The sequence below is a fragment of the Duganella aceris genome (assembly GCF_011090165.1).
In the GTDB taxonomy this organism is placed as follows: domain Bacteria; phylum Pseudomonadota; class Gammaproteobacteria; order Burkholderiales; family Burkholderiaceae_D; genus Rugamonas; species Rugamonas aceris.
The window spans coordinates 897,557-909,091 of the sequence record NZ_JAADJT010000001.1 but is presented as its reverse complement, the minus strand read 5'-3'; the positions used below and the strand labels follow the sequence as shown (position 1 = coordinate 909,091).

Below are 11,535 nucleotides of genomic sequence, written 5' to 3'. Positions count from 1 at the left end.
TTCCTGTCCCAGCTGCGGCGCGGAGGTCAAATTCCGCTCGCACGCGTCGGTCATGGCTGTCTGTGAATATTGCAGCACCCGCGTGCTCAAGGACGCCGATGCGGTCAAGGACCTGGGCAAGATGTCGTCGGTGCTGGAGGATTACTCGCCGATCCAGATCGGCACCTCCGGCGTGCTGGGGGGACGGCCGTTCACCGTGGTCGGCCGCATCCAGCTGCGCTACTCGGCCGGCATGTGGAACGAGTGGTATCTGCTGTTCGACGACGGCAAGACTTCATGGCTGGGCGATTCGTCCGGCATGTACACCATCACCGCGGAATACCAGGGCGACGGCGAGCTGCCGGCGTTCGAGCAGCTACAGCCGGGCCGGAACTATCCGATCAACGGCAGCCCCTACACGGCGGCCGAGATCCGCGTCGCCGATTGCATCGGCGGCCAGGGCGAGCTGCCGTTCGCGGTCGGCGACGGCTACCAGGCCAAGGTGGCCGACTTCCGGCGCGGCACGGAATTCATCACTCTCGATTATTCGGACGGCCCGCGCCCGGTGGTCTACACCGGCTTGTCGGTGACGCTGGACAGCATGCAATGCCAGCTGCTACGCGACGACGACACCATCCAGCGCGCCGCCGGCCGCTATCGCGGCAAGCTCGACGCGCTCGACTGCCCGTCCTGCGGCAGCGGCATCAAATACCTGCCGGGCGTGACCGCCAACCTGGTCTGCCCGGCCTGCCACACACAGATCGACGCGGCCAGCCCGGAAGCACAGGTGCTGGCGGCGGGCGAACGGGTCGCCGCCGTGCCGCTGACCATCGAACTGGGCGCGACCGCCAAAATCAACAACCAGGACTTCACCATCATCGGCATGATGCGACGCGCCGACGACGAAGGCGCGCAGTGGAACGAGTACCTGATGTACGGCCCGCGCGCCGGCTTCTCGTGGCTGGTCGAGACCGACGACGGCTGGTCCGGCGCCAACGTGCTGTCGAATTGGCCGGCGTGGTACGCGCCCGGTTCCGCCAAGGTGACTGTGGATAAGGTCGAATTTACCCGCCTGTACGATTACGGCTCGGTGGTGACCTACGCGGCCGGTGCCTTCAACTGGCGCGTGGCGGTCGGCGACCGCACGCGGGTGGAGGAATTCGAGGCCGGGCAATTGCGTTTGTCGTCCGAGAGCACGGCGCAGGAAATGACCTGGTCGCGTTCGGCGCCGGTATCGGCGGACCAGTTGGCGCTGTGGTTCGGCGCCGCGTTCAAGGGTCGCGTGAAAGCGCCGTCGAAGTCCAAACCGTTCGGCAACACGCGCTATCGCAGCACCGCCAAGTACATCATCTGGTTCATGCTGGCGTTGAACGCGATCCCGCTGCTGGCGAATTTTTCCGGCACCTGGTTCCTCAGCGCCGTCGGCGCGCTGGCGATTTATCTGCCGGCGGTCTTCCTGGATAACAACGACAAATCATGAGCAAATTCTTCATCTACGCCATCATCGTCACGCTGGCGACCGCCGGCAGCAGCTGGATGCGCATGCTCGGCGGCAGCAGCAGCAGCGGCGCCAGTCGCGGCAGCGCCTGGAGCTCGCACACCGGCGGCGGCGGCGGCAGCTGGGGCGGCGGCTCCGGCGGCGGAGGCCACAAGTGAAGCGCGAACCGATCCCCGCCGACATCGGCGCCGGCCCCGCGTCGGCCAGTGCGCCTGAGATCGTGCCCACCGCCGTGCACGCGCCATCCGGGACTCACGTGCTGGCCGACCTGAGCGGCATCGCTGCCGAAAAATTAAGCAGCTGTGCGCAACTGGAATCGCTGCTGCGCGCCGCCGCCGAGGCCGCGCACGCGCAAGTGCTGTTCAGCCATTTCCACGGCTTCGGCGAAGGCCTTGGCGTGACCGGCGTGGTGCTGCTGGCCGAATCGCACATCAGCATCCACACCTGGCCCGAATGCGGCTTCGCCGCCGCCGACATCTTCATGTGCGGCAACGCGCAACCGGAGTTAGCGCTCGCTCTTATCAAAGATGCGTTACAGCCATCGATCAGCCAAGTCAGCGCGATGCGGCGCGCTCCACCGGCGATGCTAGAATGAATAACATCAACACGCCATAATGGCGGGGCTGTTATCGGAGAAGGCTGTAATGATCGAGCAAATCACCGTTAAAAACTTTAAATCGCTGGCTGATGTCACCATCAATTTCAGCAAATTTAATTGTTTTGTCGGAATGAACGGTGCGGGGAAAACCACGGTCCTGCAAGTCCTGGATTTCATCTCCCAGCAAATGCGCGGAGACATCAGCGGTTGGCTGGAAGAACGCGGATGGAGCGCTGACGACCTGGCATACCAAGGCCCCGACGCACCGAAACTCCCCTCGACCATCCTGGATGTCCGCTACCGCCTAGGCAATGGCGAGCTGCTGCGTTGGACCGGCTTTTTCAACCGGCCTCATCTGCAAATGATTACCGAAGTCGGCGAAATCATGGGCGACGGCAAGCAGCAAATTTTCAGTACCGTGCCCGATTTCTACACGATCGACAAGGTGACCCGGGACATCTCTTTTAACTACGAGGGATCCGTCCTTTCCCAGTTAAGAGATTCAGCCCTCCCCGCTCCTTTGCTTGAGTTGCGCACGGCCTTGATGAATATGCGCTCGATGTATTTGCTGGCACCACATTTATTGCGGAACTATTCCCGACCAAGCGACAACGGCCATGGTATTGCCGCGGGCGGCGATCGGCTTCCCGCCTTTCTGGATGGGATGACAGCGGAGTCAAAAGAAAAATTAACAACCCTGCTGCGAAACTTTTACCCAAATCTGAATGACTTCAAGATCGTCAGCACCAACGACGGCTTGAGAAGGCTGTATATCTCCGAGCGCCGAACCGGACTGGATAGTTCCGGCGTAGCCGTCCTTGAAACATCGGCTGGGCATTTGAACGACGGCTTGCTGCGTATTTTGGCGATCCTGGCACAGATTGAGACCGATAGCACCAATCTGCTGCTGTTGGATGAAGTTGAAAACGGCATCAATCCAGAGATTACCGAAAAGCTCGTTGATCTGCTGGTGCAATCCCCCGCCCAAATTGTCATCACCACCCACAGCCCGATGATCCTGAATTACATCGCTGACGACGTGGCGCGAAAATCGGTTCAATTTGTATTCAAGGATAGGCGCGGCCAGACCGATGTCCAGCCATTCTTTTCCCTGACTAATACGGCGGAAAAACTGGCACACATGGGACCGGGCGAGGCTTTTGTGGATACCAATCTGGAACAGCTGAGCGAAGCGTTTATTGAAGCGAGATCAAGCCGGGTACCGGAGCATCCATGATTGTCGTGTTGAGCGGCGAAGGAAAGTCCGATCTCGGCTACTGCAACAACAATCAGGGCGAGTGCCGGACACCGGAATTTGTTCCCGGGCCGATGACTTGGATCGCCGACAAGATCATAGCGGACCGGCTACGGTACTCCATGCTTGAAGCCACGCCGGCACAGTACATTTTCATAGGCAAAACCCAACTTTTGAACTTGGAGGCGCGCCGTAAGGAACAACATCGCAAAGTCTCGCTGACAGGAAAAAAGCGCCAGCAAGAAACGGGTTCTTTCCATATCAATGCCTGGATGCTGGGCGCCGAGGCGCTGCGCATCGAAGCGGAGCACGGCGAGGCGGCCATCGCCATCCTGTTTCGCGACTGCGATGGCACTCGCGCCTCGCCGAACGGCCTATGGGATGGCAAATGGGAGGCGATGACTGGTGGTTTTCTTCGCGCACGGCTGGGCGATAAAGGCGTGCCCATGCTGCCCAAGCCAAAATCGGAATCCTGGCTGCTGTGCGCCGCCCAAGCAGCGCCTTATCAGCACTGCGGGCGGCTGGAATCCATGTCCGGCAACGACGGCTCGCCGAATTCTGTCAAGGATGCGCTGGAGGCCGCCCACGGAGCAAGACTTTCCGCCGCCCAGCACGTGGCATGGTTGGACGACCATGGATACGACCATGCCGCAGTCGCCGACCAGATGCCCAGCTTCAGTCGATTCAAACAGCAATTGAACCGGGCCCTGACCGAAGTGGGCGTACCGGAGGACCGGGGCAACTAAGCTGCCTGCGCGATGCCCAGCTCCTTGTCCTTCTCCGCCGCCGCGACGGCGGCCGGGCGGCTTTGCACGCGGGCCACGTAGTCGGTGATCTCCTGGCGCTGCGGCAGCAGGCCGAAGGCGCTCATCCAGCCCAGCGACGTGCCCCACAGCACGTCCACCGCCGTGAACCTGTCGCCCAGCAGGTACGGGCCGTTGGCCAGCTGCGTCATCATGGTATTGAACATGTCGTCGAAATCGCCGTAGCCGCAGGCCTGCTTGTCGGCCGGCGCGCGCTTCATCCATTGGTCGATGATGGCCGGCTCGAAGCAGCTGCCGTAGAACGCCATCCAGCGCAGATACGGCCCGCGCTCCGGATCCCCCAGCGGCGGCGCCAGTCTGGCGTCGGGGAACAGGTCGGCCAGGTACAGGTAGATCGCCACCTGCTCGGTGATGACGGCGTCGCCGTGGCGGATCGCCGGCACCTTGCCCATCGGGTTGACGGCCAGGTAGGCGGCTTCGCGGTTCTCGCCCTTTTTCATGTTCATCACATGCAGCTCGTAGGGCGCGTGCAGTTCCTCCAGCAAGGTCATCACGCCGGTGGAACGGGAAAACGGGCAGTGGTACAAGGTCAGTTGCGGTGTCATGAATTTCTCCTGTCGGTGGTGAAACGCCAAGATAACTCTTGCTATGATGAGGGTCTTGCAAAAACGCGAAGCCGATATGACGCACAGCTACAAAGGCGTGGTCAACCCTGCGGCGGTCGGCAAAGTGTTCCGCCTGGAGCGCTTCACGCCGGCGCCGGACCTGGCACCCTTCGTCGAACACTTCTGGCTGGTGGCGTGGACGCTGCCGGACGGCGTCACGCATGTGCAACGCACCCTGCCCTCGCCCTGCATCCACCTGGTGTTCGACGCCGGCCGCACGGCGGTGTTCGGCGTGATGACCGGCGCGTTCGAATATACCCTGAAAAACAGCGGCCGCGTACTCGGCGTGCGTTTCCGGCCGGGCGCGTTTCGTGGGTTTTTGGGGCGGCCGGTACAGTCGATCACCGACCGCGAGCTGAAGTTGTCGCAGCTGTTCGAATGCGACGACCAAGCGGCCGAACACGCGGTGTTGTCGGCGCCCGACGACGCCGCCATGGTGGCGGCGGCCTCCGCCCTGCTGCGTGGCGCGCTGCCGTCGCCCGATCCGGCAACCGAACGCGTCGCCGCCATCCTGCAAGCGATTCAGCAGCAGCCCGAGATCACGCAGGTGGGGCAGCTGGCCGAACACGTGGACCTCAGCGTGCGGCGGCTGCAAATCCTGTTCAAGGAGTACGTCGGCGCGACGCCGAAGTGGGTGATCCGCCGCAACCGCCTGCTCGACGCGGCCGAGCGGCTGGCCGGCGGCGCCGAGGTCGACCTCGCCACGCTGGCGCAGACGCTGGGCTATTACGACCAGTCCCACTTCACCACCGATTTCGAGCGGCTGGTCGGCAAGCCGCCGGCCGACTACCGCCGCAGTTGCAGGCAGCCGTGAACGTCAGGCGTCGGCCACCGGCACCGCCTCGACCAGCAGGAAGCGTTCGAAGCCGACGTTGAGGCGCTTCTGCCCCGCCGCCAGCTGACCCAGGTCGCGCTCGTTGAAATAATCGCGCAGGCGATACGCCCGTCCCGCCGCCAGGCCACGAATCTCGATCACACCCGACCAGCGCGGCGCGTAGAACGCGTAGTACAGCACGCCGTCTTTTTCGACCACGTGGGTTTCCGGCTTGTCGAAGCCGATGTCGTACAGCGTGCCGCGATAGACGCCCTGCGCCAGCATCTTCTGCTTGTACAGCCCGATCCATTTACGCCACAGCAGCTCCTTTTCCTCGGTCAGCAGGAACGGGTTGGCGACGCCGGGCATGGCCGGCCAGGTGAACTTGGTCGACACCACGGCGCCGATGCCGACGGTGGAGGCGAAGTCGTCGCCACGGTCGCTGAGCTCGACGTGGTCGCCGGCGAACGGCGCCGACGGCCCCATCAGCGCCTTGGTGGTCTTGCCCTTGAGCCTCACCTGCCATGAGCTCAGCGGATCGGCCGCCGGGGTCTGGTTCATATACGGCATGTTGTGGAAGGCGAACGAGGTACCGCACGGACAGATCTCGACCACCGCGTGCGGATTGACCTCCATCGCGGTGTCGTAGACGGCCTTCCAGAAATCCTGCAGGCGCTCGACCGATTCCTCGGGACGCGCATGCTTGTGCGCCGGGTTGTAGCACGGCGCGACGCCGTTCAGGTGCTGGCCGTCGATCTTCAGGCCGGCGTAGCCCCACTCGCCGAGGATCTTGCGCACCAGCGCCTTGGTATGCTCCAGCGTCTTGTCGTAGGCCGGGCACAGGTAGAAGCTGTTCCACCAGGTGATGTTCTGCACCGCGCCGTCCTTGTCGAGCAGCAGCATGTCGGTGTGATCGTGCAGCAGGTCGGTGCCGGGATAGACCGCCAGCGGCGCGACCCACAGGCGCGGCTTCATGCCGGCGTCGCGCACCGTTTGCACCAGCGCCTTCATGTCCGGATCGCCGTGCGGGAATTTTTTATGGTCCAGCTGCCAGTCGCCGATCGCGTTTTGCCAGCCGTCGTCCAGCACCGCCCATTCCAGGCCGAGCTCCTTGGCCTTGGACAGCGTGCCTTCCATCAGCGGCACGGTGAAGCCGCGCTCGTAGCCCCAGGCACACCACACCGCTTCGTACGACTCGGCCGGCGCATGCGGCGCCCGCAAGCCGCGTTCGTCCATCAGGCGCCGATAGCTGTCGAGCGAAGTGAAATAATCGCCCTGGTGCACCGCGATGAAGGTATCGATGCTGGCCAACGTATCGCCCGGCATCAGCGTCACGGCGGTGTCGTACTCGACCGCCAGCCGCGCGCCGCCGGCGACCGCCTGCAACGGCAGCGCCACCAGTTTCGGCGAGGTCTCGATGTGGCCGACGGCGATGCCGCCGTCGCGGTGCCAGACGTCGGTCACCGGCGTGCCGCCGCCGTAGTCGGAAGCGTTCATGCCCATGAAGTTGTGCTGGTCGAAGCCCGGCTGCACCGGCTGCACCCAGTCGCGGCGGTCGGCGTACGAGGCGCCGGAGAACGACCAGAAATCGACCGGACCGCGCGCCTTCAGCGTGTGCGCGCCGTTGACCCACGCCGCCACTGGCAGCGCGCCCTGGCCGTTGTGGCGGTAGCTGACGTTCAGCACGGCGAAGCCGGGATAGCGTTCGTACAGGCTGACCATCACGGTTTTTTCGATGCCCTCGGCGGAGCTGCCGGTGAAGCGGTGGCGCACGCCGGCGCCATGCGGTCCGGCGATGACGTCGACCGCCTGCGCGCTCAGCGCGAAGCGCGTGATCAGCTTGCCGCTCTTGAGGCGCAGGTATTCGCTGTCGTCGATGCCGGTCAGCGCCAGCACGTGGCCGCCGTGCTTGATCGAGACGCGGGTGCGCATCTGCTCGTCCAGCTCCAGCAGCATGCGCTCGTCGCCGAAGCGGGCGATGTGGCGGCCGTTGCGCGGCAGCGCCTGGGTTTGCGTGGATGTCTGCGTCTGCACCGTACCGCTCAGCGCGGCCTGCGCCACGCCGGCGCCCATGCCCAGCGCCGCAGCGGCCAGCGCCTGCAGGAAGGTACGGCGCCGGGTTTCGAATTGCTGGTTCATGTTTGCTCCTTGTTTATTTTTGATGTGCCGGCGCGGCATCGAAGCGCAAGCCGGCGTAGTCTTCCCAGCGGTGGAAGCTGGCGACGGTCAGCGGCGCGCAGGAACCGAGTTCGGGTTCGGTACCGTCGGCGCCATAATCGTAGAAGGCCAGCTGGAATTTCCATTGCTCGCCGACCGCCGGGCGGCGGGCGGTGGCGGCGAACAGCGACCACGGGATGCGTCCTTCGACCACCCAGCGGCCGTCGTGGGTGCGCGTCGCCACCGACATGCCGAGCGGCGGGCCGCCCAGCAGCGTTTCAAACGAGACGGCGCGCGACGGGAAGGCCAGCTCCAGCATGGTTCCCCATGGGTTGACCTCCAGCTCGTAGTAGGCGGGGCTGTCCTCGCGCGGCTTGAAGAAGAGTTCGAACACATCGCCCAGCCACAGGCGGTCGTTGTGTTGCTTGCCGTGCGGGCGAATCAGGTCGTCCGGCAATTCGGCGAAGTAGTACAGCGCCTCGTCGTCCCACAGCAGGCGCGCGCGATGCTGGCGGCGCGCTTGCTTGCCGTCCCAGAAAGCGCCGAACGTGGTGATCGGCGTGGCGTCGGCCCAGGCGGCCTCGTCGTCGTTGCCGTCGATGCGCGGCGCATGGGCGGTGCGGGTGGCGCTGAACACCGGCGGCGCGGCGGCGGATGCGGCCGACAGCACCGCCAGCAGGGACAACGCGAATAACAGCTTACGGTACAACATGGCGATGGCTCCGGTCTCTGTTTTCAAAAGCAGACTCAAACAGAGCGGCCATCCCGGGACGTCACACCAGCACGACGTCCACCTCGTGCTCGCGCAACGCCTTGACGATGGCGGGATTGGCTCCCGCATCGGTGATGATCTGGTCGATCTGGTTAATCTGTGCAATCACCGACAAACTGCGCCGGCCTATCTTGGAGGAATCCCCCACCAACACCACCCGCCGCGCGATCTGGATCATCTGCATGTTCAGCCGCGCTTCCAGCAAGTGCGGCGTCATCACCCCGATGTCCGGGTCGAGCCCGTCGAAGCCGAGGAACAGCACATCGGCGTGCAGGCTTTGCAGCGCCGCCTCGGCCTGCGGCCCACCCAGCGAATACGAACTCGGCCGCAGCACGCCGCCCAGCATGATCAGCGTCACGTGCGGCACGCCGGCCAGTAACACCGCGATGTTCAGCGCGTTGGTGATCACGTTAATCGACTGCAGTTTCAAGCCACGGATCTGCTTGGCGATTTCCCCGGTGGTCGTGCCCGAATCGAGGACGATGGTCTGGCCGTCCTTGATCTGGCTGACCGCCGCCGCCGCGATCAACATCTTCTCGGGGCGGTGCACGTTCTGCTTGACGCTGATCGGCAAATCCTCTTCCTCGCGATGCGCCAGCGCGCCACCACGGGTGCGCACCAGCGCGCCGATGTCGGCCAGCGCGTTCAGGTCGTTGCGGATCGTCACCAGCGAGATATCGAAATGCGCCGACAGCTCCTCGACGGTGACCCGTTCGCTGGCTTCGACCATCTCGCGTATCAGCCGCCGCCGCTCCTCGACCAACAGTGTTTTCCCCTGATCGTGCGCGGCGCTGGCCTGGATTTTCTTATTCATCGTCATTCTTTCCACTGGGTGGCTGTTGTCCCTTTTGAATGGGGATCATACAGGATAGCCCAATGGAATTGAGCAATTAGTTGCCCAATCCAGCACCTCAAACCGCCGCTACTTTGCCTTCGCCGCAGCCTGCCACGCGCCCGGATATTGGGCCTCCGCATTGCGCCGGTAAATCTTGTCGACCACCTCTTTTGGCAGGGCCAGACCGCGCACTCTCTGATCCAGTTCCGGCACCTTGAACGAGGTCGCGGTGTTGAAGTAGCGCCAGTCGCGGCGCCACACGGTGTCCGCATCTTTGTTGAACAGCGCGTCGCTTTGCTCGCTCGATTGCGCCAGATCGGTGCCGTACATCAGGCGGTCCTGGTACTTGATCAGGAACGCGCGCACGTGCTCGTACTTGAGGTTCGACTGGTATTGCAGCTGGCCCATGCGCGCGGCCAGATCGACCTTGGCGGTGGGGAAGCGGTCGAGGAAGCGCGCCAGCTCGTCGACGCTCCATTCCAGCGACGCCATGTGCATGCCGACGAAGCGCAGGTCCGGATGGCTTTCCAGCATGCCGTCGCGCGCGGCCATCTGCGCTTCGTAGCTCGGCATCTCCGGATGCTTGTACATGTGGTAGTGCGGGTGCGCCTTGAAGTATTCGCGGTCGTTGTTGACCGTCATTTCCTCCAGCGGCAGCCAGCAGTTTTTCGGTTCGCCCTGGTGGCCCAGCAGCGAGATCTTGTGCTTGATGGTGAAGTCGAACACCGGTTCGAGGCGCGGATCCTGCACCGTCAGCAGTTTGCCGTCGGCGCCGCGCAGCTCCATGCCGATGTTCTTCCACACCTTGACACCGACCGCGCCGGCGGCCAGGTCCTGCTCCAGGCCCTTGACGGTGCGCTCGGCCCAGCCCGGCTGCTCGAAGCCGACCATCGAGAAGCTGGCGACGAAGGCGGCGTCCAGCGGATAGTCGCGGCGCAGCGCGATGGCGACGCGGCGCTGCTGTTCAAGCGGCGGGAAGTCGGCGTAATCGACGTTGACCGCCAGCACTTTGAACTTGTCCTTGCGCGCCTGCTGCATGAACGCCGTCGTGCTGTTGTTATGCAGGTGCAGGTGGGCGTCGATCTTTTCGACCTTGTCGAAATCGGCCATGGTGTAGCTGGCGGGCGCGGCCAGTGCGCTGCCGACGATCGGCAGCAGCAAGGCGCCGAGGGTGAATGCGATCTTGTTCATAACAACTCCAGGGTTGGTGATTGATTGACCTGGCCGGCCAACGCCGCCAGCGCGGCGGCGGAAAACTCCACGCCGATCAGCTGGGCGGCATGAATGGCGGCGCCGATCACCGGCGGCAGCAACGGCGTTTGCAGCGTGTAGGCGGGACCGTTCGGATTGGCTTCGGCCAGCGCGGCGCGGAACGGCGCCAGCACCAGCTCGCCGCTGTTGAAGACACCGCCGGAATACGACACCGGCAGCAAAGCGCCGGCCGGCACGCCTAGTTGCGCGCCGACGGCCTTGACGATCTCGGTCAGCTCCAGGGCGGCGGCGTTGAAGATGGCGCGCGCCTGCACGTCGCCGGCGGCGGCGGCCTCGGCCACCAGCAAGGACAGCCTGGCCAGCTTGCTGCGGTCGGTCATGTCGCCGCCGTAGATGGCGGCGCACAGGTCGAGGTCGTCGTCCAAAGCGAAATGGCGTCGCAGCAGGCCGTGCAGCGGGCCCTTGGCGGTGCGGCCGTCGCTCATGCGCGAGAACAGCGTCAGGCCGGCGCGCGCGATCCAGTAAGCCGAGCCTTCGTCGCTGAACAACTCGCCCCAGCCGCCGACCCGCGCGCCGCAGCCTTGATAGCTGCCGTAGGCCATCGAGCCGGTGCCGGCGATCACGCTGATGCCGTCGCGGCAGGCCAGCGAGCCGGCCCAGCTGCAGATCATGTCGTTGCCGCAGCGGTAGCGCTGGTGCCCCAGCAGCTGGCCCGGCAGGCCGTCCAGCAGCGCTTGCAGGCGCTTGTCCTCGCCGTAGGCCGGCAGGCCGAAGAAGCTGAAGCTCAGCTCCTGCGGCGTGATGTTGGCCTTGGCCAGCGTGGCGGCGAGGCCGTCGCGCAGCGTGGCCTCGACGTTCTCCAGGCCGACCTCGTGATAATAAAGGCTGCTCGCCTCGTGCGTGGCGCGCAGGCGCCCGGCGTCGTCGATCAACGCGAATGCGGTCTTGCTGCCGCCACCATCGATACCCAGATACATCGCGTTCTC

The 11,535-nt window shown here is 64.3% G+C and carries 12 protein-coding genes; 6 read left to right on the top strand and 6 right to left on the bottom strand.

The annotated features are described in order from the left end of the window. Positions 1-52 precede the first annotated feature (52 nt). Genes GW587_RS04040 through GW587_RS04020 form a run of 5 tightly spaced genes read left to right on the top strand, consistent with a single transcriptional unit; the run spans position 53 to position 4,076 of the window. Positions 53-1,459 carry a DUF4178 domain-containing protein gene (locus GW587_RS04040; protein ID WP_229259270.1) on the top strand — a complete coding sequence of 469 codons (1,407 nt, stop codon included), beginning with the start codon at positions 53-55 and terminating at the stop codon, positions 1,457-1,459. Further along, the gene (locus GW587_RS04035; RefSeq protein WP_166098773.1) at positions 1,456-1,635 is read left to right on the top strand and encodes a hypothetical protein; all 180 of its coding nucleotides are present in this window, start codon (positions 1,456-1,458) and stop codon (positions 1,633-1,635) included. Before GW587_RS04040 ends, GW587_RS04035 begins: the two co-directional genes overlap by 4 nt. A gap of 23 nt (positions 1,636-1,658) precedes the next feature. Continuing rightward, entirely contained in the window at positions 1,659-2,072 is a 414-nt protein-coding gene (gene speD / locus GW587_RS04030) for an adenosylmethionine decarboxylase (RefSeq protein ID WP_371875541.1), read from the top strand. 49 nt (positions 2,073-2,121) lie between these two features. Beyond that, positions 2,122-3,312 (top strand): AAA family ATPase, encoded by a 1,191-nt coding sequence (locus tag GW587_RS04025; protein ID WP_166098771.1) that lies wholly within the window; start codon positions 2,122-2,124, stop codon positions 3,310-3,312. Then, on the top strand, positions 3,309-4,076 hold the full coding sequence (locus GW587_RS04020; RefSeq protein ID WP_166098768.1) for a hypothetical protein: 768 nt from the start codon (positions 3,309-3,311) through the stop codon (positions 4,074-4,076). The genes GW587_RS04025 and GW587_RS04020 overlap by 4 nt, the downstream gene beginning before the upstream one ends. Here GW587_RS04020 and GW587_RS04015 read toward each other — a convergent pair. Then, positions 4,073-4,699 carry a glutathione S-transferase family protein gene (locus GW587_RS04015; protein WP_166098765.1) on the bottom strand — a complete coding sequence of 209 codons (627 nt, stop codon included), beginning with the start codon at positions 4,697-4,699 and terminating at the stop codon, positions 4,073-4,075. The two genes, GW587_RS04020 and GW587_RS04015, sit on opposite strands and share 4 nt — an antisense overlap. A 55-nt stretch (positions 4,700-4,754) precedes the next feature. On the opposite strand from GW587_RS04015, the gene GW587_RS04010 reads away from it, so the two are divergent. Continuing rightward, entirely contained in the window at positions 4,755-5,573 is an 819-nt protein-coding gene (locus GW587_RS04010) for an AraC family transcriptional regulator (protein WP_308495371.1), read from the top strand. 3 nt (positions 5,574-5,576) lie between these two features. Here GW587_RS04010 and GW587_RS04005 read toward each other — a convergent pair whose 3' ends face one another. From GW587_RS04005 to GW587_RS03985, 5 genes are all read right to left on the bottom strand, one after another. Further along, complete coding sequence (locus tag GW587_RS04005) at positions 5,577-7,712, bottom strand: glycoside hydrolase family 36 protein (protein WP_166098763.1); 2,136 nt, start codon at positions 7,710-7,712, stop codon at positions 5,577-5,579. 13 nt (positions 7,713-7,725) lie between these two features. Then, positions 7,726-8,442, bottom strand: a complete 717-nt coding sequence (locus GW587_RS04000) for a carbohydrate-binding family 9-like protein (RefSeq protein WP_166098760.1) — start codon at positions 8,440-8,442, stop codon at positions 7,726-7,728. A gap of 61 nt (positions 8,443-8,503) precedes the next feature. After that, positions 8,504-9,316, bottom strand: coding sequence for a DeoR/GlpR family DNA-binding transcription regulator (locus GW587_RS03995; RefSeq protein WP_166098757.1), 813 nt, complete (start codon positions 9,314-9,316; stop codon positions 8,504-8,506). Between the two features lie 108 nt (positions 9,317-9,424). After that, positions 9,425-10,528 (bottom strand): amidohydrolase family protein, encoded by a 1,104-nt coding sequence (locus GW587_RS03990; RefSeq protein WP_166098754.1) that lies wholly within the window; start codon positions 10,526-10,528, stop codon positions 9,425-9,427. Continuing rightward, positions 10,525-11,526, bottom strand: coding sequence for an N-acetylglucosamine kinase (locus tag GW587_RS03985; protein ID WP_166098752.1), 1,002 nt, complete (start codon positions 11,524-11,526; stop codon positions 10,525-10,527). The genes GW587_RS03990 and GW587_RS03985 overlap by 4 nt, the downstream gene beginning before the upstream one ends. Positions 11,527-11,535: the final 9 nt, after the last annotated feature.

Coding starts and splice junctions, on each gene's coding strand:
- GW587_RS04040 (WP_229259270.1), top strand. CDS start 53: ATGGCTGTCTGTGAATATTGCAGCACCCGCGTGCTCAAGGACGCCGAT.
- GW587_RS04035 (WP_166098773.1), top strand. CDS start 1,456: ATGAGCAAATTCTTCATCTACGCCATCATCGTCACGCTGGCGACCGCC.
- GW587_RS04025 (WP_166098771.1), top strand. CDS start 2,122: ATGATCGAGCAAATCACCGTTAAAAACTTTAAATCGCTGGCTGATGTC.
- GW587_RS04020 (WP_166098768.1), top strand. CDS start 3,309: ATGATTGTCGTGTTGAGCGGCGAAGGAAAGTCCGATCTCGGCTACTGC.
- GW587_RS04015 (WP_166098765.1), bottom strand. CDS start 4,699: ATGACACCGCAACTGACCTTGTACCACTGCCCGTTTTCCCGTTCCACC.
- GW587_RS04005 (WP_166098763.1), bottom strand. CDS start 7,712: ATGAACCAGCAATTCGAAACCCGGCGCCGTACCTTCCTGCAGGCGCTG.
- GW587_RS04000 (WP_166098760.1), bottom strand. CDS start 8,442: ATGTTGTACCGTAAGCTGTTATTCGCGTTGTCCCTGCTGGCGGTGCTG.
- GW587_RS03995 (WP_166098757.1), bottom strand. CDS start 9,316: ATGAATAAGAAAATCCAGGCCAGCGCCGCGCACGATCAGGGGAAAACA.
- GW587_RS03990 (WP_166098754.1), bottom strand. CDS start 10,528: ATGAACAAGATCGCATTCACCCTCGGCGCCTTGCTGCTGCCGATCGTC.
- GW587_RS03985 (WP_166098752.1), bottom strand. CDS start 11,526: ATGTATCTGGGTATCGATGGTGGCGGCAGCAAGACCGCATTCGCGTTG.